23 protein-coding genes are annotated in these 24358 nt (G+C 66.5%); 17 read left to right on the forward strand and 6 right to left on the reverse strand.

Features of this window, described 5'->3' with window-relative positions; all coding sequences use genetic code 11:
* The first annotated feature begins 75 nt into the window (after window positions 1-75).
* From secY to E0E05_RS08460, 12 genes are all read left to right on the forward strand, one after another.
* On the forward strand, window positions 76-1416 hold the full coding sequence (gene secY / locus E0E05_RS08405; protein ID WP_131616301.1) for a preprotein translocase subunit SecY: 1341 nt from the start codon (window positions 76-78) through the stop codon (window positions 1414-1416).
* Window positions 1413-1997, forward strand: coding sequence for an adenylate kinase (locus E0E05_RS08410; RefSeq protein WP_131616302.1), 585 nt, complete (start codon window positions 1413-1415; stop codon window positions 1995-1997). Before secY ends, E0E05_RS08410 begins: the two co-directional genes overlap by 4 nt.
* Window positions 1998-2212: 215 nt before the next feature.
* Window positions 2213-2581, forward strand: a complete 369-nt coding sequence (gene rpsM / locus E0E05_RS08415; protein WP_131616303.1) for a 30S ribosomal protein S13 — start codon at window positions 2213-2215, stop codon at window positions 2579-2581.
* 124 nt (window positions 2582-2705) lie between these two features.
* Window positions 2706-3095, forward strand: coding sequence for a 30S ribosomal protein S11 (gene rpsK, locus E0E05_RS08420; RefSeq protein WP_131616304.1), 390 nt, complete (start codon window positions 2706-2708; stop codon window positions 3093-3095).
* Between the two features lie 97 nt (window positions 3096-3192).
* On the forward strand, window positions 3193-4200 hold the full coding sequence (locus E0E05_RS08425; protein ID WP_131616305.1) for a DNA-directed RNA polymerase subunit alpha: 1008 nt from the start codon (window positions 3193-3195) through the stop codon (window positions 4198-4200).
* 45 nt (window positions 4201-4245) lie between these two features.
* On the forward strand, window positions 4246-4677 hold the full coding sequence (rplQ, locus tag E0E05_RS08430; protein ID WP_131616306.1) for a 50S ribosomal protein L17: 432 nt from the start codon (window positions 4246-4248) through the stop codon (window positions 4675-4677).
* Window positions 4678-4921: 244 nt separating this feature from the next.
* Window positions 4922-6427 (forward strand): DegQ family serine endoprotease, encoded by a 1506-nt coding sequence (locus tag E0E05_RS08435; RefSeq protein ID WP_131616307.1) that lies wholly within the window; start codon window positions 4922-4924, stop codon window positions 6425-6427.
* On the forward strand, window positions 6427-7752 hold the full coding sequence (locus E0E05_RS08440) for a replication-associated recombination protein A (RefSeq protein ID WP_192900471.1): 1326 nt from the start codon (window positions 6427-6429) through the stop codon (window positions 7750-7752). Before E0E05_RS08435 ends, E0E05_RS08440 begins: the two co-directional genes overlap by 1 nt.
* A complete protein-coding gene (locus tag E0E05_RS08445) occupies window positions 7745-8140 on the forward strand; it encodes a hypothetical protein (RefSeq protein WP_131616309.1) in 396 nt (131 codons plus the stop codon). The genes E0E05_RS08440 and E0E05_RS08445 overlap by 8 nt, the downstream gene beginning before the upstream one ends.
* Window positions 8141-8237: 97 nt before the next feature.
* Entirely contained in the window at window positions 8238-8792 is a 555-nt protein-coding gene (locus E0E05_RS08450; RefSeq protein WP_158629309.1) for a flavodoxin domain-containing protein, read from the forward strand.
* Window positions 8793-8838: 46 nt separating this feature from the next.
* Window positions 8839-9216, forward strand: a complete 378-nt coding sequence (crcB, locus tag E0E05_RS08455) for a fluoride efflux transporter CrcB (protein ID WP_131617958.1) — start codon at window positions 8839-8841, stop codon at window positions 9214-9216.
* Window positions 9217-9220: 4 nt separating this feature from the next.
* Complete coding sequence (locus E0E05_RS08460; RefSeq protein WP_131616311.1) at window positions 9221-10201, forward strand: RluA family pseudouridine synthase; 981 nt, start codon at window positions 9221-9223, stop codon at window positions 10199-10201.
* Window positions 10202-10380: 179 nt separating this feature from the next.
* Here E0E05_RS08460 and E0E05_RS08465 read toward each other — a convergent pair whose 3' ends face one another.
* Window positions 10381-11961 carry an MBL fold metallo-hydrolase RNA specificity domain-containing protein gene (locus E0E05_RS08465; protein ID WP_131616312.1) on the reverse strand — a complete coding sequence of 527 codons (1581 nt, stop codon included), beginning with the start codon at window positions 11959-11961 and terminating at the stop codon, window positions 10381-10383.
* A gap of 79 nt (window positions 11962-12040) precedes the next feature.
* Window positions 12041-12997 (reverse strand): 1-phosphofructokinase family hexose kinase, encoded by a 957-nt coding sequence (locus E0E05_RS08470; RefSeq protein WP_131616313.1) that lies wholly within the window; start codon window positions 12995-12997, stop codon window positions 12041-12043.
* Window positions 12998-13119: 122 nt separating this feature from the next.
* On the opposite strand from E0E05_RS08470, the gene E0E05_RS08475 reads away from it, so the two are divergent.
* Window positions 13120-13452, forward strand: coding sequence for an SMR family transporter (locus E0E05_RS08475; protein ID WP_428977602.1), 333 nt, complete (start codon window positions 13120-13122; stop codon window positions 13450-13452).
* 9 nt (window positions 13453-13461) lie between these two features.
* Here the strand turns inward: E0E05_RS08475 and E0E05_RS08480 are convergent, their stop codons facing one another.
* The 3 genes from E0E05_RS08480 to E0E05_RS08490 all read right to left on the reverse strand — a co-directional run bounded on the left by E0E05_RS08480 (window position 13462) and on the right by E0E05_RS08490 (window position 16745).
* Complete coding sequence (locus tag E0E05_RS08480; protein ID WP_131616315.1) at window positions 13462-14799, reverse strand: GH1 family beta-glucosidase; 1338 nt, start codon at window positions 14797-14799, stop codon at window positions 13462-13464.
* A gap of 148 nt (window positions 14800-14947) precedes the next feature.
* A complete protein-coding gene (glnA, locus tag E0E05_RS08485; protein WP_131616316.1) occupies window positions 14948-16354 on the reverse strand; it encodes a type I glutamate--ammonia ligase in 1407 nt (468 codons plus the stop codon).
* Window positions 16355-16406: 52 nt separating this feature from the next.
* The gene (locus E0E05_RS08490) at window positions 16407-16745 is read right to left on the reverse strand and encodes a P-II family nitrogen regulator (protein WP_131616317.1); all 339 of its coding nucleotides are present in this window, start codon (window positions 16743-16745) and stop codon (window positions 16407-16409) included.
* Window positions 16746-16970: 225 nt separating this feature from the next.
* Here E0E05_RS08490 and E0E05_RS08495 point away from each other — a divergent pair, with 225 nt between their 5' ends.
* Entirely contained in the window at window positions 16971-18446 is a 1476-nt protein-coding gene (locus E0E05_RS08495) for an NAD(P)H-hydrate dehydratase (RefSeq protein WP_131616318.1), read from the forward strand.
* A 28-nt stretch (window positions 18447-18474) separates the two neighbouring features.
* On the opposite strand, the gene E0E05_RS08500 is transcribed toward E0E05_RS08495, so the two are convergent.
* Window positions 18475-18963: an Hsp20/alpha crystallin family protein gene (locus E0E05_RS08500; protein ID WP_158629310.1), complete on the reverse strand. Its 489-nt coding sequence runs from the start codon at window positions 18961-18963 to the stop codon at window positions 18475-18477.
* Between the two features lie 191 nt (window positions 18964-19154).
* Between E0E05_RS08500 and E0E05_RS08505 the strand changes: the two genes are divergently transcribed.
* From E0E05_RS08505 to prfB, 3 genes are all read left to right on the forward strand, one after another.
* Complete coding sequence (locus E0E05_RS08505) at window positions 19155-20435, forward strand: N-acetylmuramoyl-L-alanine amidase (RefSeq protein WP_158629311.1); 1281 nt, start codon at window positions 19155-19157, stop codon at window positions 20433-20435.
* Between the two features lie 192 nt (window positions 20436-20627).
* Window positions 20628-23105 carry a penicillin-binding protein 1A gene (locus E0E05_RS08510; protein WP_131616321.1) on the forward strand — a complete coding sequence of 826 codons (2478 nt, stop codon included), beginning with the start codon at window positions 20628-20630 and terminating at the stop codon, window positions 23103-23105.
* Between the two features lie 100 nt (window positions 23106-23205).
* Window positions 23206-24331, forward strand: a protein-coding gene (gene prfB, locus E0E05_RS08515; protein WP_131616322.1) for a peptide chain release factor 2 whose coding sequence is annotated in 2 segments (ribosomal slippage) — window positions 23206-23274 and window positions 23276-24331 — 1125 coding nt in all. Because the reading frame shifts where the segments join, the coding sequence is not laid out codon by codon here.
* Window positions 24332-24358 lie beyond the last annotated feature (27 nt).

The raw sequence follows: 24358 nt of genomic DNA on the forward strand, positions 1-24358 counted from the left end.
CCTATCTGCGACCGGACCGCACGCGCGCCGGAACGAGCCGACCGGCGCCGGCGCGCCCCAAGACGGAGACCGTTCATGGCATCTGCTGCGGAACAGCTCGCTTCCAATCTCAATTTCGGCGCTTTCGCCAAGGCCACCGAGCTCAAGCAGCGCATCTGGTTCACGCTGGGCGTCCTGCTGGTCTACCGGCTCGGAACCTACATCCCGATTCCGGGCCTGAACATGGATGCCTACGCCCAGGCTTTCGCCAATCAGGAAGGCGGGATCCTGGGCATGTTCAACATGTTCACGGGCGGCGCGGTCGAGCGCATGGCCGTCTTCGCGCTCGGCATCATGCCCTACATCTCCGCGGCGATCGCCGTGCAGCTGATGACCTCGGTGATCCCGACGCTCGAGCAGCTCAAGAAGGAAGGCGAGCAGGGCCGCAAGGTCATCAACCAGTACACGCGCTATCTGACCGTGCTGCTGGCGACGCTGCAGTCCTACGGCATTGCCGTAGGCCTTGAGAGCGGCGCCAACATCGTCGCCGATCCGGGCTGGTTCTTCCGCATTTCGACGGTCATCACGCTCGTCGGCGGCACCATGTTCCTCCTGTGGCTCGGCGAGCAGATCACCGCGCGCGGCATCGGCAACGGCGTCTCGCTGATCATCTTCGCGGGCATCGTGGCGGGTCTGCCGGGCGCGGTTGCCGGCACGCTCGAACTGGGCCGCACCGGCGCCATGTCGACGCCCTTCATCATCACCATCATCGTCCTGGCGATCGCCGTGATCGCGCTGATCGTCTTCGTCGAGCGCGCCCAGAGGCGATTGCTGATCCAGTATCCGAAGCGCCAGGTCGGCAACCGGATGTTCCAGGGCGACACCTCGCACCTGCCGCTCAAGCTGAACACGGCCGGCGTCATTCCGCCGATCTTCGCCTCATCGCTGCTGCTGCTGCCGGCGACGCTCGCGGGCTTTTCCGACACCCAGACGCTGCCCGACTGGGCGACGACGGTGCTTGCGGCGCTCGGGCACGGCCAGCCGCTCTACATGCTGTTCTATGCGGGGATGATCGCGTTCTTCGCCTTCTTCTACACCGCGATCGTCTTCAATCCGCAGGACACGGCGGACAATCTGAAGAACCATTCCGGCTTCATTCCCGGCATTCGGCCCGGCCAGCGCACCGCCGAATATATCGACTATGTGCTCACCCGGATCACGGTCGTCGGCGCGATCTATCTGGTGCTGGTCTGCCTGTTACCCGAATTTCTCATTGCGGGCACCGGGGTGCCGTTTTATCTCGGCGGCACGTCGCTGCTGATCGTCGTCAGCGTGACGCTCGATACGGTGGCGCAGGTGCAGGGACATCTCATCGCCCACCAGTATGAAGGCTTGATCAAGAAGTCCAAGCTGCGTGGGGGGAAAAGGCGCCGATGAGATTGATTCTGCTGGGTCCGCCGGGAGCGGGCAAGGGCACCCAGGCTCAGATCCTGGTCGACCGCTATTCGATTCCGCAGCTTTCGACCGGTGACATGCTCCGCGCCGCGGTGGCCGCCGGCACCGAGGTCGGCCAGCGCGCCAAGGCGATCATGGATGCGGGCGAACTCGTGTCCGACGACATCGTCAACGCGATCGTCTCCGAGCGGATCGACGCGCCCGACTGCGCGGACGGCTTCATCCTCGACGGCTATCCGCGCACGCTGGCCCAGGCCGACGCGACCGAGAAGATGCTGGCCGACAAGGGGCTCGAACTGGACGCGGTGATCGAATTGACCGTCGACGACAAGGCGCTCGTCGGCCGCATCGTCAAGCGCGCAGAGGATGCCGCCGCCGCCGGCCAACCGGTGCGCAAGGACGACAACCCCGAAGTCTTCGACGAGCGCCTGCGCGAATACTACAAGAAGACCGCCCCGCTGGTCGGCTATTATCACGCCAAGGGCAAGCTGCGGCCGGTCGACGGCATGGCCTCGATCGAGGGCGTGACCGAACAGATTCAGGGTGTGCTCGACGGGCTTTGACCGGCCATCTCGCGCACGCAAAAACATCCACCCGGGGAGTTGACATTGGACCGCGATTCCCCGATATGCACGCTGATCACGCCAGCGTAATGACAAAGGTCGGCTGCGGCACCCCGCTCCGGTCTTTTTGTTTTGGTCGCTGGTGTCATGGAACATCCCGGATCCCCGGAAGAAAGACGAGACCCGGTGCTGCCGGGCATGAGAGGAGAAGCCGCGTGGCTCGTATCGCTGGCGTCAACATCCCGACCGGTAAGCGCGTTGTGATCGCGTTGCAGTATATTCACGGGATTGGCTCGAAATATGCAAACGACATCGTCGCCCGGAACAATATCGATCCGGCGCGCCGTGTTCACGAACTGACCGACGCCGAGGTGCTGGCGATCCGCGAGACCATCGACCGCGAATACCAGGTCGAGGGCGATCTGCGCCGCGAGACCTCGATGAACGTCAAGCGCCTTATGGACCTTGGCTGCTATCGCGGTCTGCGCCATCGCCGCTCGCTTCCGGTGCGCGGCCAGCGCACCCACACCAACGCCCGCACCCGCAAGGGCCCGGCCAAGCCGATCGCAGGCAAGAAGAAGTAACTTGGTGAATGGTCGATGGTGAATAGTGAATGGTGCCTTCAACCATTCACCACTTCACCATTCACTGTTCACTTCCAGGTGGAGCCGCTGGCATTACGGCGGTGTAGAGATCGAAGGACGAAAAATGGCAAGAGAAGCCGCACGCGTTCGCCGTCGTGAACGCAAGAACATCACGTCGGGCATCGCCCACGTCAACTCGACGTTCAACAACACCATGATCACCATCACCGACGCGCAGGGCAATGCGATCGCCTGGTCGTCGGCGGGCATGCAGGGCTTCAAGGGCTCGCGCAAGTCGACCCCCTTCGCCGCCCAGGTCGCGGCCGAGGATTGCGCCCGCAAGGCCCAGGATCATGGCATGAAGTCGCTCGAGGTCGAGGTTTGCGGTCCCGGTTCGGGACGCGAATCCGCGCTGCGCGCGCTGCAGGCGGCCGGGTTCACGATCACCTCGATCCGTGATGTCACCCCCATTCCGCACAATGGCTGCCGGCCGCGCAAGCGCCGCCGCGTCTGACGCGCCATTGTCCGTCCGGGCAGCGCCAATCCTCCGCTGACCCGCATAAAGCTGTTGCCACGAATGGATGGTGGCAGGCTAGCTGAAGGAAGACGCCGTGATACAGAAGAACTGGCAGGAGCTGATCAAGCCAAACAAGGTCGAGTTCAAGGGCTCGGGCAACAAGATTTCGCTGGTCGTCGAGCCGCTCGAGCGTGGCTTCGGCCTGACTCTCGGCAACGCGCTGCGCCGCGTCCTGCTGTCGTCGCTGCGCGGTGCGGCCGTCACCGCCGTTCAGATCGACGGTGTGCTGCATGAATTCTCCTCGATCGCCGGTGTGCGCGAGGACGTCACCGACATCATCCTGAACATCAAGGAAATCGCCATTCGCATGGAAGGCGACGGCCCCAAGCGCATGGTCGTGCGCAAGCAGGGTCCGGGCACCGTGACCGCCGGCGACATCCAGACCGTCGGCGACGTCGAGGTGCTCAATCCCGACCATGTGCTGTGCACGCTCGACGAGGGCGCCGAGATCCGGATGGAGTTCACGGTTGACGCGGGCAAGGGCTATGTCGCCGCCGACCGCAACCGGGCCGAGGACGCGCCGATCGGGCTGATCCCGGTCGACAGCCTCTATTCGCCGGTGCGCAAGGTCTCCTACAAGGTCGAGAACACCCGCGAGGGCCAGGTCCTCGACTATGACAAGCTGACCATGAACGTCGAGACCGACGGAACGATCTCGGGCGAGGACGCGGTCGCGTTCGCCGCGCGCATCCTGCAGGATCAGCTCGGCGTGTTCGTCAACTTCGAAGAGCCCGAGCGCGAGGCCGCCGAGGAGCAGGTTCAGGAACTGGCCTTCAACCCGGCGCTTCTGAAGAAGGTCGACGAATTGGAGCTTTCGGTTCGCTCGGCCAACTGCCTGAAGAACGACAATATCGTCTACATCGGGGACCTGATCCAGAAGACCGAGGGCGAGATGCTGCGCACGCCGAACTTCGGCCGCAAGTCGCTCAACGAGATCAAGGAAGTGCTGGCCTCGATGGGCCTGCACCTCGGTATGGAAGTGCCCGCCTGGCCGCCGGAAAACATCGAAGATCTGGCCAAGCGTTACGAAGATCACTACTAACCACAGTGCCGGCGCGACTGGCCGGAACATCCAAGGAGAAGGCTGATGCGCCATCGCAAGGCAGGCCGCAAGCTGAACCGCACCTCGAGCCACCGCAAGGCCATGTTCGCCAACATGGCCGCATCGCTGATCGAGCACGAGCAGATCGTCACCACGCTGCCCAAGGCCAAGGAACTGCGGCCGATCGTCGAAAAACTCGTCACGCTGGGCAAGCGCGGCGATCTGCATGCGCGCCGGCAGGTGGCCAGCCAGATCCAGGACGAGACCCAGACGCGCAAGCTGTTCGCCGACATCGCGCCGCGCTATGCGGACCGCAACGGCGGCTATCTGCGCATCATGAAGGCCGGCTTCCGGCACGGTGATTCCGCGCCGATGGCGGTGATCGAATTCGTCGACCGCGACGTCGACGCCAAGGGCGCGGCCGACCGGGCGCGCCTCGAGGCCGAGGAAGCCGCCGAGGCGGAAGCGGCCGCGTAAGCTTTCAAAACGATGGCGTCGCTGCGATGATCGGCACGCCACATCAGTCGACTGTCTCTGGGCCGGCCCTTCGGGGCGGGCCCTTTTCTTTGGGAGGGGCGGTGAACGAATGGAGGTACCGGTGGGCCTCCGGAGGCAAGCGCGCATTGGCGCAAGGCCTGCCGGGCTCTCCCAAATTCAGCCGCGATTGTGATAGCAAGGTCGCATCGCGACTCACCGGTTCTGGCATGACGAGGCGCAATAGATGACACGCTTGCTGCGATCGCTCTCCGCCGTCTTCCTTCTTCTGGCACTTGCCCTGACCGTGGCCGCGGCGCAGGAGGCGGGCGGCCTGCGCGGCCTGCTCGAGGACCTGCGCGGCGGCCTTGGCGGCACACAGGACGAGACAAGGCCCGCCCCGGCGCCCGAACCGCAGGCACCCGCCGCCCGGCGCGTGCCGCTCGGCGAGGCGGAGGTCCAGCTCTCGTTCGCACCGTTGGTGCAGCGGACGGCGCCGTCGGTCGTCAACGTCTATGCCGCCCGCACGGTGCGCCAGCGCTCGCCCTTTGCCGGCGATCCGTTCTTCGAACAGTTCTTCGGCAACCAGTTTTCCGGCCCGCCGCGCGTGCAGTCCTCGCTCGGCTCCGGCGTGATCGTTGACGAGGCGGGTCTGGTCGTCACCAACAACCACGTCATTTCGGGCGCCGACGAGATCCGCGTCGCGCTGGCCGACGGGCGCGAGTTCGACAGCGAGGTGATCCTGCGCGACGAGCGCGCCGATCTCGCCGTTCTGCGCCTCGACACGGACGAGACCTTTCCGGCCCTTCCGTTCGGCAATTCCGATGAGCTTCTGACCGGCGATCTCGTGCTGGCGATCGGCAATCCGTTCGGCGTCGGCCAGACGATCACTTCGGGCATCGTCTCGGCGCTGGCGCGCACGCGCGTCGGCGTCGCCGATTTCGGCTTCTTCATCCAGACCGACGCGGCGATCAATCCGGGCAATTCGGGTGGCGCGCTGATCGACATGCAGGGGCGGCTGGTCGGCATCAACACCGCGATCTTCTCGCGCTCGGGCGGATCGAACGGCATCGGGTTCGCCATCCCCTCCAACATGGTGTCCGCCGTGGTCCGCCAGGCGCAGGGTGGCTCGGACGCCTTCGAACGGCCCTGGCTCGGCGCCAGCTTCCAGCCCGTCACGCCGCAGATCGCCGAGAGTCTCGGGCTCGACCGGCCGCGCGGCGCGCTGGTGCGCGACGTCGACGACGAAGGGCCCTCGGCCGAGGCCGGGCTGCGCGCCGGCGACGTGGTTCTGGCGATCGACGGCGCAACGGTGGAGCATCCCGACGCGCTCGGCTACCGGCTGGCGACGATCGGGCCGGGCAAGACGGTGACGCTGCGCGTTCTGGCACGCGGCCGCGAACGCGACATCGATGTGGTGCTGGCCCGGCCGCCAGAGCCGCGGCCCGCCCAGGAAACGCTGATCGAAGGCGCCTCGCCGTTCGCCGGTGCGGTCGTGGCGAACCTGTCGCCGCGTCTCAGGCAGCGCATGAACCTTCCCGGCCGGAACGACGGCGTCGTCATCACGCAGATCCAGCGCGGCGCGCCGGCGATGCGGGCGGGCCTCAGGCCCGGCGACATCATCGAGGCCATCAACGGGGAGCGGATCGAGACCGTCGACGACGTCGTCCGTTTCGCCGATGGCGGCGGCCGCAACTGGCGCCTGACGATCGATCGGCAGGGGCGGACGATCAACCAGTTCCTGCGTTTCTGATCGTGAGCCTTTTCGACCAGATCTCCGAGGAGACGACCAGCCGTCCGCTGGCGGACCGGCTGCGCCCGAAGACGCTCGGCGAGATCGTCGGGCAGGAGCATCTGACCGGTCCCGACGGCGCCGTCACCCGCATGCTCGCATCCGGTTCGCTGGGCAGCCTGATCCTGTGGGGTCCGCCCGGCACCGGCAAGACGACGCTCGCCCGGCTGATCGCCGCCGAGGCCGACCAGCACTTCGAGCAGATTTCGGCGATCTTCTCGGGCGTGGCGGAACTGAGAAAGGTGTTCGACGCCGCGCGCGCCCGCCGCCGCGACGGCGTCATGACGCTGTTGTTCGTCGACGAGATCCACCGCTTCAACCGCGCCCAGCAGGACAGCTTCCTGCCCGTCATGGAAGACGGCACGATCACGCTGATCGGCGCGACCACGGAGAACCCGTCGTTCGAACTGAACGCCGCGCTTTTGTCGCGCGCCCGCGTGCTGACGCTCAAACGGCTCGAGGACGACGCGCTTGCCGCGCTGCTCGACCGGGCCGAGCGCGAGACCGGACAGACCTTGCCCGTCGACGACGAAGCGCGGGCCTTGCTCGTCGGCATGGCGGACGGCGATGGCCGCGCGATCCTGACGCTGGCCGAGGAGGTCTGGCGCGTGGCGCGGCCGGGTGACAGCTTCGATGCCGACGGTCTGCGCGCGGTCCTGCAGCGCCGCGCGCCGGTCTACGACAAGAGCCAGGACGGCCACTATAATCTGATCTCGGCCCTGCACAAGGCGGTGCGCGGCTCCGATCCCGATGCGGCGCTCTACTATCTGGCGCGCATGCTCGATGCCGGCGAGGACCCGCTCTATCTGGGCCGACGCCTGGTGCGCATGGCGTCCGAGGATATCGGTCTGGCCGATCCGCAGGCGCTGACGATCGCGCTCGCGGCCAAGGACGCGTTCGACTATCTCGGCTCGCCCGAGGGCGAACTGGCGCTGGCCGAGGCCTGCGTCTATCTGGCGACCGCGCCCAAGTCGAACGCGCTCTATACCGCCATGAAAGGCGCGATGCGGGCGGCCAGGGAACACGGTTCTTTGCTGCCGCCCAAGCACATCCTCAACGCGCCGACGAAGCTGATGGGCGCCGAAGGCTACGGCGAGGGCTACCAGTACGATCACGATCAGCCCGACGCCTTTTCCGGACAGGACTATTTCCCGCCCGAAATGGGCCGCCGGCGTTTCTATGAGCCGGTCGAGCGCGGCTTCGAGCGCGAGATCGCAAGGCGGCTCGACTATTGGGCCCGCCTGCGCGCCGACCGGGCCGGGCAGGGGAGCGACGGCGATGGCTGAGCGGCGCGTCGTCGACCATCGCGGCCGCACGGTCGTTCTGATCGATTCGGTGGCGCAGGTGACGGGCGAGGATGCCGGCCGGATCGTCGTCACCGGGTCTCACGGCGGCGTATCGGCGGCGGATTATGCCAAGGCCGTGCGTGCCGCGCTCTACGTCTTCAACGATGCCGGGATCGGCCGTGACGAGGCCGGAGTTGCCGGGCTCGCGATGCTGGACGCGGCGGGCATCGCCGCATGCGCGGTCGGCCATACCACGGCGCGGATCGGCGATGCCGCCGACGCGCTCGAGAACGGCATCGTCTCGCGCGCCAACGCGCTGGCCACGGCGGCCGGGTTCGTCCCCGGCGTCGCGCTCGGCACGGCGATCGCCCACGCCTTGGTCGGGTGAGTCGCGCTGGCGCGGTCCGCTTGACGAAGGTCAAACCGGTCGCCCCGCCGAAGCCCTAGGATGACCCGGTCATGCCGCACCGGCAATGGAGGACATCATGCGCGTTCTGCTAATCTTTGCGACGATCGAGGGCCAGACGCGGGAGATCGCCGACCATATCGGCCGTTACCTGAAGGATAACGGCCACGAGGCGGTCACCATCGATGCCACCCATCCGCCCAAATCCCTGTCGGTCGACGATGTCGACGCGGTGATCTGCGCGGGCCCGGTGCATATCGGCACGTTTCCGGCTCCCTTGCGCCGCTACGTCCATGCCCATGTGCGTGAACTGATGGCGCGGCCCGGCGCGTTCGTCACCGTGTCGCTCACGGCGGCCGGCGACGACCAGTCCGAATGGGAGGAACTGCGCGAGATCGCCGCCCGGTTCAGCGAGGAAACCGGCTGGTGGCCCGTCACCGTCCACCACGCCGCCGGCGCGCTCAAATACACCGAGTACGACTTCTTCCGCAAATGGATGCTGCGCCGCATCGCCGACAAGAAGGACGCACCGACCGACACCGCCCACGACTACGAGTTCACCGACTGGGGCGCGCTCGACATGTTCCTCGACGGCTTCCTGAAGGACGCACCCGCGGTCGCCGGCAAGGTCTGATTTGCGCTTTGCCGGGCAGCGATGATCGCGTAGACGACGGGCCATGTTGGCCAACCTCGTCCTTGTCGCGCTCGGCGGCGCCGTCGGCGCGTCGCTGCGCTATCTGACCTATCTGGGCGTCGGCCGCGCGGTCGGTGGCGGCTACCCTTGGGCGACGATGACCGTCAACGTCGCCGGCTCGCTGCTGATGGGCCTGCTCGTCGGCTGGCTTGTGCGCCGGGGCGGAACGGGCGAGGGCCTGCGCCTGTTCATCGGCGTCGGCCTGCTGGGCGGCTTCACCACCTTTTCGGCCTTCTCGCTCGATTTCGCGCTTTTATGGCAGCGCGGCGAGGCCGCCGGCGCCATCTTCTACGCGCTGATCTCGATGGCCGCCTCCATCGCCGCGCTGTTCGCCGGCCTTGCGATCATGCGCGCGGGGGTGTGAGGCGATGGCCGGCGTCGAGCAGAGGACCGTCGACGGCGACGAGGCCGGCATGCGCCTCGACCGCTGGTTCAAGACGCACTATCCCGGGCTCGGCTTCGGCGCCCTGCAGAAGCTCTTGCGCACCGGCCAGGTGCGCGTCGACGGCAGGCGCGCAAAGGCCGACACGCGGCTTCAGCCGGGCCAGAGCGTGCGCGTGCCGCCGCAGGCGACCGGACCCGACGACGGTCCGGTGACGGCCAAGACGATCCGCAACCAGGGCGACGCCGACGCGCTGCGCAAGATGCTGCTCTACGAGGACGACAAGGTGTTCGTCTTCAACAAGCCCGCCGGGCTCGCAACCCAGGGCGGTTCGGGCGTGACGCGCCACATCGACGGCATGCTCGACGCGCTGCGCAACAAGAAGGGCGAAAAGCCGCGGCTTGTGCACCGGCTCGACCGCGACACGTCCGGCGTTCTGGCTGTGGCGCGCACGCGCGGCGCGGCCCAGAAGCTGACCGCCGCGTTCCGCACGCGCGATACCGAGAAGATCTACTGGGCGCTTCTCAAGGGCACGCCGAAAAAGCCCGAAGGGCGCATCTCCACCTGGCTCGCACGGGAGCAGACGCCCGACGGCGACCGCATGCGCGTGGTCAGGCACGGCGAGATCGATGCAGACCATGCCGTGTCGCGCTACCGGCTGATCGAGACGGCGGGCCAGCGTCTGTCCTGGGTCGAGTTCGAGCCCGAGACCGGCCGCACCCACCAGCTTCGCGTCCACGCGCTGCATATGGGCTGCCCGATCATCGGCGATCCGAAATATTTCGACGACGATCCGAACTGGGATTTTCCCGGCGGCATCCAGAAGAAGCTGCACCTGCACGCCCGCCGGCTGCGCATTCCGCACCCCGATCGCGGCGTCATCAACGTCACCGCGCCCCTGCCGCCGCACATGGTGCAGAGCTGGAACCTGCTTGGCTTCGACGAGGCCGAGGGCGCCGAGGAATAGCGGTCATCGCTCGGACTCTACCTCTCACGCCTCGCCCGACGTCTTCAGGCTTACGGCTTCGGAGGAGGTAGCTTCGCATCGGGCCACGCCGACAAGCTCCTCATCCTGAGGTGCGAGCGCAGCGAGCCTCGAAGGACGAGGGCTTTGTCGGCATGGTGTCGCGCCGAGGGCCGAGCGCTCTACAAGGCCCCCTGCAACCGCTTGATCACCGACCGCCGTTCGGCGTCGCTGTCCGCACTGTTCAGCCGCTTGGTCAGCGCGACGATGAAGGCGGCGTAGTCGTTGTTCCAGTCGGTCAGCAACGCGTCCTGCGGGATGCGCGCGGCGACGCGGCCCTTCGAACGGGCATCGCCCGCGACCAGCTCGAAGCTCTCGTCGAACTGCGGCATGTGGATCTTGCCCGCATCGATGCCGCGATCGGCCAGCATCCGCGCCAGTACCTCGCGCGCGTCATCGTCGCCATGATTGAGGAAGATGCCGCCCGCCACCGGCCCGCGATCGGCGATCCACTCGATCAGTTCGCCCTGGTCGGCATGCGCCGAGTAGTTGCCCAGCTTCCGGACCTCGGCCTTGACCACATATTCCTTGCCGTGGATGCGCACCATGTCCGCCCCCGACGTGATGACATGGCCGAGCGTGCCGGGCGCCTGGTAACCGACGAACAGGATCGTCGCGTCCCGCTTCCAGATGTTGTTCTTGATGTGATGCTGGATGCGGCCGGCATCGGCCATGCCCGACGCCGAGATGATCACCGCGCCGCCCTTGATGCGGTTGATCGCCTTTGATTCCTCGACGCTCTCGACGATCTTGAACTTCGGACTGCGGAACAGGTCGGCATTGTCGATGGCAACGTCCGACAGCGTCGCGGCGTGCTTGATGAACACGCCCGTCACCTTGCGGGCGAGCGGGGAATCCAGAAAGACGGTCGCATCGGGGATGTCGCCCTCGGCGAGCAGCACGCCGATATCGTGCAGCAGTTCCTGGCTGCGTTCGACCGCGAACGCCGGAATGACGACATTGCCGCCGGCCGAAAGTCCCCGCACCAGTTCCTTGCGCAGATTGTCGCGGCGCCGCTCCAGCGTGTAGTCGTCGCGCTCGCGGTCGCCATAGGTGGATTCGCAGACGATATAGTCAAAGCCCTTCTCGGCGTCCGGCTCGGGATGGAAGACCTTCTCCTCCGGCCCGATGTCGCCGGAGAACAGCAGCCGCATCGTGTTGCCGCTGTCGGCGTCGGGAAACTTCACCTCGGCCGAGGCCGAGCCCAGAATATGTCCCGCGTTCCAGAAGCGCACATGCACGCCCGGCGCCGGTTCGAACCATTCCTCGTAGCCGCCGACGGGCCGCAGCAGCTTGAGCGTGTTCTCCGCGTCGGTGTCTGTGTAGAGCGGCTCGACTGGCTCGAGCCCCTGACGCTTGCGCTTGCGGTTCCAGCGCTCGGCGTTCGACATCTGGATTTTGGCGGAGTCGCGCAGCATGAATTCGAGCAGGTCGCAGGTCGGCTCGGTGGCGTGGATCGGGCCGGAGAAGCCGTACTTGACCAGCTTGGGCAGCAGGCCCGAATGGTCGATATGGGCGTGGGTCAGGATCAGGAATTCCGCCGAGGCGGGGTCGAAGACGAAATCGTCGTCGTTGAGCTTGCGGATCGTCTTGTTGCCCTGAAACAGGCCGCAATCGACCAGAAAGCGCGTCGTGCCCGTGTCGAGCATCGAGCACGAACCCGTGACGGTGCCCGCGGCGCCGTAGAAGGTCAGCGTTGCCATGATCGTCTCCCCATCGTCGTGGCCGAGATGTGGCAGATTTGCCGGGGCAGGGGAAGGCCGGCGCGACGCCTTGCGCGGGTCATGCCAGGCGGGTCGTCTCGACCTCGGCGATGAAGGCCTCCGTGGTCGCGCGCTCGCACAGCGCGGTGCCCGGCGTGACGACGGCCGAGGCGGCCGCCGCTGTGCCATGCGCGATCGCGGTTTCGAACGCAAGTCCGCGCGCGAGCGCCAGCACCATCGCGCCGACGAAACTGTCGCCGGCGCCGACCGCGCTGAGCGGCTTTTCGACCGGCCGGCTGCACAGGATCTTTTCGGCCGCCGAAACGCCGACCGAACCACGCGCGCCAAGGCCGATGACGATGTGGTCGGCGACGCCCGCCGAGACCAGTTCGGCGCCATAGGCGGCGAAGTCGGACGGCGTGCTCAACGTCCTGCCGGAGACGGTCAACGCCTCGTCGCGGTCCATCCGCAACAGGTGCAGCGGCTGGCCGGATCGGGCGCACAGCGCCGTCAGCACCGGACCGGACGTGTCCGCGACGAGTGCCGCGCCGGCCTTCTCGCATGCCGCCTCGATCCGCTCGACGATCTCGGCGCCCGCTCCCGGCGGCAGACTGCCCGACAGGACAGCCAGCGTTCCCGGCGCGAGCAGCGTCGCGAGCGCCTCGAACAGGGCGTCGTCCGCCGCCCGCGTCCACTCGGGACCGGGCAGGACGAAGCGGTAGAGATGGCCGCTTGAGGTCTCCCTTGCGGTGAAGGATTGCCGGGTCTGGCCACCCGTGTCGACGGCGATCGTATCGATCGCCTCGCCGGCGAGCATGGTGGCGAGCATGTCTCCGGTCGCGCCGCCGACGGCGATCAACGCCCGCGCACGCCCGCCCAGCTTGGTGATCGCGCGCGCCACGTTGATGCCGCCTCCGCCCGGATCGAACTGCGGCGCTTTGCAGCGCAGCTTGACGTCGGGGCGCACCGTTTCGACATCGGCGGCGATGTCGACGGCCGGATTGAGCGTAATCGTCACGACGGGCTGATGGTCCATGGCGGGCCTTGGCGTCCTATCGTCTCGGTCGGGTCGTGCTTTTTCGGGGATATCGGTGGCGGCGCGCCTGTTGTAGCAGGGCCGCAGCGGCAGGCAAGCCGCCCCAACCCGTCAAGGAGACCCTGATGCCCTGGATCTATCTGACCATCGCGATCGTCGGCGAGGTGATCGGGACGACCGCGCTCAAGGCGACCGAAGGGTTCACGCGGCTGGGGCCGTCGATCGCGACCGTGGCCGCCTACGGCACGGCGTTCTTCTTCCTCGGGCTGACGCTCAAGACGATTCCGGTCGGCATCGCCTATGCGATCTGGGCGGGCGCGGGGATCGTGCTGATTGCGCTGATCGGCCTGATCGCGTTCGGTCAGACGCTCGACTGGGCGGCGATCGTCGGCATCGGGCTGATCCTTGCCGGCGTGATCATCATCAACACGCTGTCGGGCAGCGTCTCCCACTGAGCGCAGCGGTCATCGGCGCGCCAGCGCGTCCCGCAGCGCATGCCAGCTCGCCTTGGGCGTGCGCTCAAGCGTGTCATAGTCGACATGGACGATGCCGAAGCGCTTTCCGTAGCCGAGCGCCCACTCGTAATTGTCCAGCAGCGACCAGACCGTGTAACCTTTGATCGGCACGCCTTCCTCGATCACGCCCTTCATCGCGTCGATGTGGGCCTGCAGATAGGCGATGCGGGCGGCGTCGTCGACGCGCCCGTCCGCGAGTGTATCGGGATTGGCCATGCCGTTCTCGCTGACGATCAGCGGCAGGTCGCCGGTGTGGCTTTCCGCGATCCAGCTCAGAAGCCAGGCGAAGCTCTCCGGTGAGATTTCCCAGCCCATGTCGGTCTTCGGAAGCGGCCCGGGCACTTCTTCCAGCGAGGGCCACGGCGCGTCGGCAGCGCGGGCGACCAGCTTGCGCGTGTAGTTGTTGATGCCCAGCCAGTCGATCGGCCGTGCGATCAGCTCCATGTCGTCGCGCCAGCCCTCCGGCAGGTGCGGCTCGAGGCCGGCGAGCGCCCGGCGCGGATAGCGCTTCTTGAACAGCGCGCCGAGGAACCATTCATTGTAGATCGCGTGGTAGGTCAACGCCGCCTCGGCGTCGCCGTCGTCGCCGTTCGCCGGTTCGGCCGGCTCGAAGTTCAGATAGATGCCGACATTGTCCTGACCGGCGGCGCGCAGAACGTCGACGGCCTTGCCGTGCGCGACGAGCACGTGATGCATTGCCCGTGCCGTCGCGCGGATATCGCGCAATCCCGGCGCGTGCTGGCCGAGGAAGTGGCTCAGCCAGCCGATGCACCAGGGTTCGTTGAAGGTACCGGAGGCGAACATGCGGTCGCCGATGCGGTCGATCACATGGCCCGCGAACGTGGCGAAATGGTCGGTGATCGCCCGGTTGCGCCAGCCGCCCTCGTCGGCGAGCGCCGCCGGCATGTCCCAATGGTGCAGCGTCAGCATCGGCTTGATGCCGCGTTCGAGCATGGCGTCGGTCAGCCGGTCGTAGAAGTCCAGACCCTCGGGGTTCACCGTGCGACCGTCCGGCATCACGCGCGCCCAGGAGGTCGAGAAGCGGTAGGTGTCCAGATTGGCACCGGCGATCAGGTCCAGATCGGTTTCGTAGCGATGATAGTGATCGCAGGCGACCGCGCCGTCCTCGGCGTTCTTGGTATTGCCGGGCGTGGCGGCGAACGTGTCCCAATGCGATGGCCCGGCGCCGCCGAACGACGCGCCCTCGATCTGGTAGGCCGAGGTCGCCACGCCGAACAGGAAATCATCGGCGAAATCGGAACGTCGGAAGCTGAAACCGTTGGCCATGCGCGCGCCCCTGCATCAAGCGTGTCGGGCACCATAGCCCAAAGCGCTTTGACCGCCAGTCCCGAATTATCGGGGCCCGGCGCTGTCGAAATGTCTGGAAAATGACGAAAAAAGGGCCGCTTGAGGCGGCCCTTCCGATGTCCGGTCCTCAGACCGAATAGTACATGTCGAACTCGACCGGGTGCGGCGTGTGCTCGTAGCGGATGTTCTCTTCTTCCTTCAGCTCGAGATAGGCCTCGATCTGGTCGTCGTCGAAGACGCCGCCGGCCTTCAGGAAGTCGTTGTCCGCGCGCAGCGATTCGATCGCCTCGCGCAGCGAGCCGCACACCGTCGGAATGCCTTCGAGTTCCTCGGGCGGCAGGTCGTAGAGGTCCTTGTCCATCGCGTCGCCGGGATGGATCTTGTTCTTGACCCCGTCGAGACCGGCCATGAGCATGGCCGCGAACGCCAGATAGGGGTTGGCGGTCGGATCGGGGAAGCGGACCTCGACGCGCTTGCCCTTGGGCGAGCCCGAGAACGGGATACGGCAGGAGGCCGAGCGGTTGCGCGCCGAGTAGGCGAGCAGGACCGGCGCCTCGAAGCCCGGAACCAGACGCTTGTAGGAGTTGGTCGAAGCGTTGGTGAACGCGTTCAGCGCCTTGGCGTGCTTGATGATGCCGCCGATGTAGAACAGCGCCATCTCCGACAGGCCGGCATATTCGTCACCGGCCATCAGCGGCTTGCCGTCGCCCCAGACCGACTGGTGCACGTGCATGCCGGTGCCGTTGTCGCCATAAACCGGCTTGGGCATGAAGGTCGCCGTCTTGCCGTAGGCGTGCGCGACATTGTGCACGACGTACTTGTAGAGCTGCACCTCGTCTGCCTTGCGCGTCAGCGTGTTGAACAGCATCGACAGTTCGCTCTGCGCCGCGCCCACCTCGTGGTGGTGCTTCTCGGTGGCGATGCCCATCTCGCTCATCACGGTGAGCATTTCCGAGCGGATATCCTGGGCGCTGTCGACCGGGTTGACCGGGAAGTAGCCGCCCTTGGTGCGCGGCCGGTGCCCCATGTTGCCGGTTTCGTACTCGGTGCCCATGTTGGACGGCAGCTCGACGCTGTCGAGCATGAAGCCGGTGTCATAGGGCTCGCTGGAAAAGCGCACATCGTCGAAGATGAAGAACTCCGGCTCCGGACCGAAATAGGCCGTGTCACCGAACCCGCCCGACTTGACGTAGGCCTCGGCGCGCTTGGCGGTCATGCGCGGGTCGCGGTTGTAGCCTTCGCCGGAGATCGGATCAAGGATGTCGCAGAAGATGGCCATCGTCGACTGCGCATAGAACGGGTCCATGTGCGCGGTCTCGGTGTCGGGCATCAGCGTCATGTCGGATTCGTTGATCGCCTTCCATCCGGCGATCGAGGAGCCGTCGAACATCACGCCATCGGCGAAGAAGTCCTCGTCGACGACGCCGCAGTCGATGGTGACGTGCTGCATCTTGCCGCGCGGATCGCTGAAACGCAGATCGATGAATTTGACGTCGTTGTCCTTGATCTGCTTGAGAATGTCACTTGCACTCATCGTGGTCCCTTTTTTCCTTTCAAGTGGCATGTTGGGGTTTGAGTTCGAGCGCTCAGACTGCGTCTGCGCCCGTTTCGCCGGTGCGGATGCGCACCACCTCTTCGATCGGCGAGACGAAGATCTTTCCGTCACCGATCCGGCCGGTCTGGGCCGCATTCCTGATCGCCTCCATGGCGCGCTCGACCGTCTCGTCGGGCACCACGATCTCGATCTTCACCTTGGGCAGGAAGTCGACCACATATTCGGCGCCGCGATAGAGTTCGGTATGGCCCTTCTGCCGGCCAAATCCCTTGGCTTCGGTCACCGTGATCCCCTGCAGGCCCACCTCCTGCAGCGCTTCCTTGACCTCATCAAGCTTGAAGGGCTTGATGATCGCCTCAATCTTTTTCATCGTTGCGATGCCTCCGACCGGTTGAGTTGACCTTCCTCATGCAGATGCCATGCCAAGTTGCGCGCCGGCGACGCGACCACCGAAAACGCCGAAAAAGCGGGCGATCGGTGCCGGAACGGCAGCAGCTTTCCACCGATGGCGGCAAACGAAGCACGGTTCTGCACGATTATTGGGCAATATGCACAATCGATAGGCAGATTGCCATGCTAATGCGGCAGGCGCGCCATGGCTGACATTGCGGCAGATGCAATCCTGTCCAACGCCGAGATGGCCGCGGCGGACCGTGCGACGATCGACAGCGGCGCGTTTTCGGGACCCGCGCTGATGGAAAACGCCGGCGCCGCCGTCGCCGCCGCGGCGCTGGCCCGGTTCGCCGGTGCGGCGCGCGTGCATGTCCTGTGCGGTCCTGGCAACAATGGCGGGGACGGCTATGTCGCCGCGCGCATCCTGGCCGAGCGCGGCGTCGTCGTGTGCGTTTACGCGCTCAAACCGCCCCGGCCGGACTCGGACGCCGAACAGGCCGCGCGGCGCTGGGCCGGAGCGGTCGAAACGCTCGACGCGCTGGTTCCCCATGCCGGCGACCTCGTCATCGACGCGCTGTTCGGCGCCGGCTTTTCGGGCGGATTGCCCGACCCGGTGAAGACGGCGCTTGTTCGGTGCCGCGATGCCGGCTGCCCCGTTCTGGCCGTTGACCTGCCGTCCGGCGTCAACGGCGACACCGGCGAGGGCGAGGACGCCGTCCAATGCGCCGCGACCGTCACCTTCTACCGCAAGAGGCCCGGGCACCTGCTGTTTCCCGGGCGGACGCTCTGCGGGACGATCGAGACGGTCGACATCGACGTGCGCGCGGCCGAGCCGCCCCGGACCTGGCAGAACGGCCCGGCGCTTTGGACCCTGCCGCGTCATCGCGCCGACACGCACAAATATGCACGCGGCGCCGTGGCCGTCCTTTCCGGGCCGCGCCATGGGACGGGCGCGGCACGCCTGTCGGCGATGGGCGCGCAGCGGTCCGGTCCCGGCGCGGCGACCATCCTCGGCCATCCGGACGCGCTCGACATCCATGCCGCGCACATCACCTCGATCATGCTGCGGCCGCTCGGCGACGATCCGCTCGCCGCGTTGCAGGCGCTCAAGGGGCTGGGCGCGGTCGTGCTCGGCCCGGGTCTCGGCGATTTCGCCCTGGCGCGGCGACTTGCACCCGCGATCCTGATTGAGACCGAGGCGATGCTGGTGCTCGATGCCGACGCCATCACGGCCTTTGCCGACGACCCTTCGCCGCTGTTCGAGGCGGCCCGCACGGGTGGCGCCGAGCGCTTGGTCCTGACGCCGCATGCGGGCGAATTCGCGCGGTTGTTTCCGGATATCGCCGACGGCGATGGCGGCAAGCTGGCAAAGGCTCGCCAGGCGGCGGACCGGTCGGGGGGCATCGTTCTGTTCAAGGGCGCCGACACCGTGGTCGCCGCCCCGGACGGGCGCGCGGCGATCAACGCCAATGCCACGGCGGCCCTCGCCACCGCCGGCTCTGGCGACGTGCTGGCCGGCATCATCGCGGGACTGGCCGCCCAGTCCATGCCGGCCTTCGAAGCGGCCTGCGCCGCCGCCTGGCTGCACGGCGAGGCGGGCCGGCGGGCGGGAAGCCATGCCATCGCCGAGGACATCGCCGACGCGTTGCCGGCGGTGTTCGGTGAAATCGGGGGCTAACCCGGCGCGCCCGATCCGTGATCGCCTTTCAGCCGCCGACCTTTATCTTGCGCTGGGCGGTCCTGGCTTCGTCCTTCTTCGGCATCGTCACCACCAGCACGCCGCGATCGAATTTCGCCGTGATCGCGTCCGCGTCGACCCGGTCGGGCAGCGGGAACGATCGCTGGAAGCTGCCATAGGACCGCTCGACGACATGCACGTCGTCCCGGTCGGAATCGTGCTCGATCTTCTTTTCTCCCTTCAGGATCAGCGCGCCGTCGCGCACCGTCAGATCGACCTCGTCCTCGTCCATGCCGGGCAGTTCGGCGGTCATCGTGATCGCCGTGTCGTTCTCGGCGATGTCGATGGCCGGCCGGATCGCGCCGCTCATCGAAAGGGACGGCAATCCCGTTCGGGCCGCGGCGCTGGCGCGGTCGCCGAAGAAGCCTTCGAACACATTGTCCATTTCCTTGCGGAAGTCGTCGAAAACGCTGGACGACCACAGCGAGGGAACGCCTGCAGGTTTCTTGTCAGCCATGTTCAACACTCCATTGTTCCGCCGTCGCGATGACAGCATGGAAGAAGTCTGCCGCCGCCTTCCGGCGATGCCTTGACGCCGATCAATATCGCGCCGATTCGCGCCTGGTTTGCGCGACCGGAAAGATGCGGTTAACCATGGACGCCTATGGTTGCGGCCATGGCGTGGGACGATTGCGGGACGGGCGATTGATGGAACGGCCGGATCAGTGCGGACCGGGTTCGCCGGCCGGGGCGATGCGCCGGCTGGCCGCTTTGCTGTGCGCGGCGCTCGTCAGCCTCGCCCTGTCGACGATGGCGGCCCTTGCCGCGTTCGACGCGCCGGTCGCGATCGATGTCCGGGCCGCCGGCGACGATGAGGCCTCACGCCTGATCATCAGCTTCGACCGGCCGGTCTCGGTCGACCACAAGCTGCTCGGCCATCCCTATCGTCTTGTCCTCGATTTCGAGCGGATCGGCTACGGCTTCGACCCCGACGCGCTGTCGTTCAACGGCCTGGTTTCGACCATGCGCTATGGTGACATGAGCGAGGATGCCTCGCGCATCATCTTTGAACTCGACAAGCCCTTCGAGGTGGTCGAACTGTCCACCGGCTCAGCCGACGGCCTCTACAGGCTGATCATCGACGTGCGGCGCGCCGACCAGGAGACCTTCCAGGCCGCCATGCTCGACACGATGGCGACCAGTTCCATCGTCGCGCGCAGCACCAAATCCGACCGTCTCGGCGCGATCCCGCTCGCCACCAGCACGGGCGACGGCCCCTTCACGATCGTGCTCGACGCCGGCCATGGCGGCATCGACAGCGGCGCCGTCGGTGTCGGCGGCACGCGCGAAAAGGATGTGGTCCTCAAGTTCGCCCGCCAGATGCGCGCCGAGCTCGAGGAAGTGCCGGGCGTGCGCGTTGTGATGACGCGCGAGGACGATATCTTCATCCCGCTCGACGAGCGCGTCCGCTTTGCGCGTCAGCACAGCGCCGACCTGTTCGTGTCGCTCCATGCGGATTCGGTGCGCCAGTCCTATGTGCGCGGCGCCACCGTCTACACGATATCCGATCGCGCCTCGGATTCGGTGGCCGCCGAGATCGCCGAATCGGAGAACCTGTCCGATTCGATCGCCGGTATCGTGCGCGAGGACGAACGCAGCCCCGTCACCGATATCCTGGTGGATCTTGCCCGGCAGGAAACGCTGGGCTTTTCCGTGCAGTTCGCGCGGCTCGCCGTCTCGCACATCTCGCGCACCTCGCGCATCATCAACAATCCGCACCGGTTCGCCGGTTTCCGCGTCCTGCGTGCGCCCGACGTGCCTTCGGTGCTGGTCGAACTTGGCTATCTGTCCAATCGCGAAGACGAAAAGCTGCTCAACCGGCCCGAATGGCGTGCCGCGCTTGCCGAGGAACTTGCCGCCGCGGTGACCGAATTCGCCGAACTTTCCGGCCGGCGGCTGGTCGCGGGTACCGACGCGCCGGCGGAGTGATCGCGGGTTCCGGCCTGATGGGTGCGGCGCGTAACCGTTACGCGGGATTTCGGCGCCGCTCACGCGCCAATGCGCTGAAATCTCTGCTATGATGGCGACTGCCATGTTGATGTCGCATTGTGCCCGCAGCGCTAGCGGCAAGGGGGCGTATCGGTGCCTCGCAAGGGCATCGCAACGGGATAGACAGACACGATGATTCGACTGTTGGGATATTTCTTCGGGATCGGCCTGGCCGCCTTTCTGCTCGTGGCGGCCGGCGTGATCATCTATATCGGCGATCTCGCCGAGGAATTGCCCGACTACGAGGTTCTGGCGCGTTACGAGCCGCCTGTCACCACGCGGATGTATTCCGTCGACGGCCAGCTGATGGGCGAATTCGCCCGCCAGCGCCGGCTGTTCCTGCCGATCCAGGCCGTGCCCGACCGCGTCAAGGCGGCGTTCCTGTCGGCCGAGGACAAGAACTTCTACAACCATTCCGGCGTCGATTTTCTTGCACTGGCGCGCGCCATGGCGACCAACGCGGAGATCGTGTTCACCGGCGGCGACCGCCGGCTCGTGGGCGGCTCGACCATCACCCAGCAGGTGGCCAAGAACTTCCTTCTGTCGTCGGACCGGACGATCGACCGCAAGGTCAAGGAAGCTCTGCTGTCGTTCCGGATCGAGCAGGCCTATTCGAAGGACCGTATCCTCGAACTCTATCTGAACGAGATCTTCTTCGGCGCCGGCTCCTACGGCATCGCCGGCGCCGCGCTGACCTATTTCGGCAAGGCGGTCAACGAACTCGACCTGCACGAGGCGGCCTATCTGGCCGCGCTGCCCAAGGCGCCGTCCAACTATCATCCGTTCGACGACACCGAAGCCGCGCTGGCCCGCCGCAACTGGATCATCGATCGCATGGTCGAGAACGGCTATGTCGAGCTGGAAGCGGCCGAGATCGCCAAGGACCAGCCGCTGGGCGTCAATTTCCGCCGCTCGGGTGACTTCGTCTTCGCGTCCGAATATTTCACCGAGGAAGTGCGCCAGCAGATCATCGAGCGCTACGGCACCGATGCGCTCTACGAGGGCGGCCTGTCGGTCCGCACCACGCTCGATCCGGACATGCAGGACGAGGCGCGCAAGGCGTTGCAGGATGCGCTGGTCGACTTCGACCGCGACTGGGGCTGGCGCGGCGCGGTCGGCCAGATCGACATCTCCGGCGACTGGGGCCCTGCGCTGGGCGAGTTCGACCTGCTGCGCGACGTGCCCGACTGGACCCTCGCGGTCGTCCTCGCCACCGGCGAGGAGGGCGTGCAGATCGGCCTTCGGCCCGACCGCAAGCTCGAGGGCGGTGTCGTCGACGATCGCGCCGTCGGCACCATTCCGGCCGGCGATTTCGAATGGGCCTACCGGCTGCGCGACGATGACGGAACCCGCCGCGCCGAAAGCATGGACGAGGTGATCTCGCCCGGAGACGTCGTCTACGTGTCCGCGCGGACCGGCGAAGATGCGGCCGAAGGGACCTATTCGCTGCAGCAGGTGCCGGAGGTTTCTGGCGCGCTCGTCGCCATGGATCCCAACACGGGCCGCGTGCTCGCCATGGCCGGCGGCTTCTCCTTCTATGAGAGCCAGTTCAACCGCGCCACGCAGGCCTACCGGCAGCCCGGCTCGTCGTTCAAGCCGTTCGTCTACGCGGCCGCGCTCGACAATGGCTACACGCCCGCCTCGGTGATCATGGACGCGCCGATCTCGATCGTTTCGGGCGGCGAGGTGTGGGAGCCGAAGAACTATGACGGCTCGGTCGCGGGGCCTTCGACGCTGCGCCTGGGGATCGAACGCTCGCGCAACCTGATGACGGTGCGGCTCGCCCAGGACATGGGCATGCAGCTCGTCTCCGAATATGCCGAGCAGTTCGGTGTGTATGACGACCTGTCGCCGGTCCTGGCGATGGCGCTCGGCGCCGGCGAGACGACCGTGCTGCGCATGGTCTCTGCCTATGCCGTGCTCGCCAATGGCGGCCGGCAGATCCAGCCCTCGATGATCGACCGCATCCAGGACCGCTACGGCAAGACCGTCTACAAGCAGGACAGCCGCCAGTGCGAGGGGTGCGACGCCAACCAGTGGCTCGGCCAGGACGAACCGCAACTGGTCGACACGCGCGACATCGTGCTCGATCCGATGACCGCCTATCAGATGACCTCCATGATGGAAGGCGTCGTTCAGCGCGGCACCGCGACGATCCTGCGCGAACTGGGCCGGCCGATCGCCGGCAAGACCGGCACCACCAATGACTACAAGGATGCCTGGTTCATCGGCTACACGCCCAATCTCGTCACCGGCGTCTTCATCGGCTTCGACCAGCCGACGCCGATGGGCCGGGGCGCGACCGGCGGTGGGCTTGCCGCGCCGGTCTTCAAGACCTTCATGGCGTCGGTTCTCGAGGACCGGCCGATGACGGACTTCAAGATTCCCGAGGGCATGACGCAGATCCAGATTGACCGGAAGACCGGCATGCGCGCCGAGGGCGGCGACCTGATCGTCGAGGCCTTCAAGCCCGGCACCGGACCCGCCGACAGCTACTTCGTGATCGGCGCGGACCAGGTGGCGATCCAGGCCCAGCAGGCCGAACGCCAGCGCGAGATCTCGCCGACGGCCCAGCAGGCGATCCAGAGCGGCTCCGGCGGCCTGTTCTGACCGCCGGGCTTTACAGCGTCGGCCGGCACCCCTAAGTGTCGGCCGTTGCGCCGTAACGGCGGCAGCCATCCAACCATCGGTACGAGGCATCACGCATCCCATGCGCGCTGAAATCGCGACCCTGACCGACAGCATCAGGCAGGCCATAGCCCTGCTGAGGAGGCATCTTTGACTGGGATGCCTCCGTCAAGCGGCTCGAATATCTGAACGCGCGCGCCGAAGATCCCGAACTGTGGAACGACCCGGCCGAGGCGCAGAAGATGATGCAGGAGCGCCAGCGCCTCGAGGAGATGATCACCGCGATCCGCGGCTTCGACCAGGCGCTCGAGGACAATGTCGAACTGATCGAACTCGGTGAGGAGGAAGGCGACGACGAAACCGTCGCCGAGGCCGAAAAGGCCATTCGCGATCTCGAGGGCCAGATCGAAGAGCGCCAGATCGAGGCGCTGCTGTCCGGCGAGATGGACGCCAACGACACGTTCGTCGAAATCCATTCCGGGGCAGGGGGCACCGAGAGCCAGGACTGGGCCAACATGCTCTTGCGCATGTACACCCGGTGGGCGGAGAGCCACGGCTTCAAGGTCGAGCTTCAGGAATATTCGGCGGGCGAGGAAGCCGGCATCAAGTCGGCGACGCTTCTCGTCAAGGGGCACAACGCCCATGGCTGGCTTAAGACCGAGACCGGCGTGCACCGGCTCGTGCGCATCAGCCCCTATGATTCGAATGCGCGCCGCCACACCTCGTTCTCGTCGGTCGGCGTCTACCCGGTCATCGACGACAACATCGAGATCGACATCCAGGACAAGGACATCCGTGTCGACACGTACCGCTCGTCGGGCGCGGGTGGCCAGCACGTCAACACGACCGACTCGGCCGTGCGCATCACCCACCTGCCGACCGGCATCGTCGTGACGTCCTCGGAAAAGTCGCAGCATCAGAACCGCGCCAACGCGATGAAGGCGCTGCGCGCCCGTCTCTATGATCTTGAGATGAAAAAGCGCGAGGAAGCGGCACAGTCCGAGTTCGATTCCAAGACCGAGATCGGCTGGGGCCACCAGATCCGGTCCTACGTCCTGCAGCCCTATCAGCTCGTCAAGGACCTGCGCACCGGCGTCGAATCCACCGCGCCCTCGGACGTGCTCGACGGCGCGCTCGATCCGTTCATGGAGGCCGCGCTCGCCCACCGCGTCTCGGGCGAGCAAGTCGAAGTGGAAGACGTCGAGTAGCGCGGGGTCGGATGAGGGGCCATCACC

This window comes from Roseitalea porphyridii (assembly GCF_004331955.1).
Lineage (GTDB): Bacteria > Pseudomonadota > Alphaproteobacteria > Rhizobiales > Rhizobiaceae > Roseitalea > Roseitalea porphyridii.

What these genes read in the sequence shown, in the direction of transcription:
- E0E05_RS08470 (WP_131616313.1), bottom strand. Translation starts at nt 12,997, where the DNA reads ATGGACCATCAGCCCGTCGTGACGATTACGCTCAATCCGGCCGTCGAC.
- E0E05_RS08510 (WP_131616321.1), top strand. Translation starts at nt 20,628, where the DNA reads ATGATTCGACTGTTGGGATATTTCTTCGGGATCGGCCTGGCCGCCTTT.
- E0E05_RS08410 (WP_131616302.1), top strand. Translation starts at nt 1,413, where the DNA reads ATGAGATTGATTCTGCTGGGTCCGCCGGGAGCGGGCAAGGGCACCCAG.
- E0E05_RS08445 (WP_131616309.1), top strand. Translation starts at nt 7,745, where the DNA reads ATGGCTGAGCGGCGCGTCGTCGACCATCGCGGCCGCACGGTCGTTCTG.
- rpsK (WP_131616304.1), top strand. Translation starts at nt 2,706, where the DNA reads ATGGCAAGAGAAGCCGCACGCGTTCGCCGTCGTGAACGCAAGAACATC.
- E0E05_RS08460 (WP_131616311.1), top strand. Translation starts at nt 9,221, where the DNA reads ATGGCCGGCGTCGAGCAGAGGACCGTCGACGGCGACGAGGCCGGCATG.
- glnA (WP_131616316.1), bottom strand. Translation starts at nt 16,354, where the DNA reads ATGAGTGCAAGTGACATTCTCAAGCAGATCAAGGACAACGACGTCAAA.
- E0E05_RS08435 (WP_131616307.1), top strand. Translation starts at nt 4,922, where the DNA reads ATGACACGCTTGCTGCGATCGCTCTCCGCCGTCTTCCTTCTTCTGGCA.
- secY (WP_131616301.1), top strand. Translation starts at nt 76, where the DNA reads ATGGCATCTGCTGCGGAACAGCTCGCTTCCAATCTCAATTTCGGCGCT.
- E0E05_RS08500 (WP_158629310.1), bottom strand. Translation starts at nt 18,963, where the DNA reads ATGGCTGACAAGAAACCTGCAGGCGTTCCCTCGCTGTGGTCGTCCAGC.
- E0E05_RS08465 (WP_131616312.1), bottom strand. Translation starts at nt 11,961, where the DNA reads ATGGCAACGCTGACCTTCTACGGCGCCGCGGGCACCGTCACGGGTTCG.
- E0E05_RS08450 (WP_158629309.1), top strand. Translation starts at nt 8,238, where the DNA reads ATGCGCGTTCTGCTAATCTTTGCGACGATCGAGGGCCAGACGCGGGAG.
- E0E05_RS08495 (WP_131616318.1), top strand. Translation starts at nt 16,971, where the DNA reads ATGGCTGACATTGCGGCAGATGCAATCCTGTCCAACGCCGAGATGGCC.
- rplQ (WP_131616306.1), top strand. Translation starts at nt 4,246, where the DNA reads ATGCGCCATCGCAAGGCAGGCCGCAAGCTGAACCGCACCTCGAGCCAC.
- E0E05_RS08490 (WP_131616317.1), bottom strand. Translation starts at nt 16,745, where the DNA reads ATGAAAAAGATTGAGGCGATCATCAAGCCCTTCAAGCTTGATGAGGTC.
- E0E05_RS08480 (WP_131616315.1), bottom strand. Translation starts at nt 14,799, where the DNA reads ATGGCCAACGGTTTCAGCTTCCGACGTTCCGATTTCGCCGATGATTTC.
- E0E05_RS08505 (WP_158629311.1), top strand. Translation starts at nt 19,155, where the DNA reads ATGGAACGGCCGGATCAGTGCGGACCGGGTTCGCCGGCCGGGGCGATG.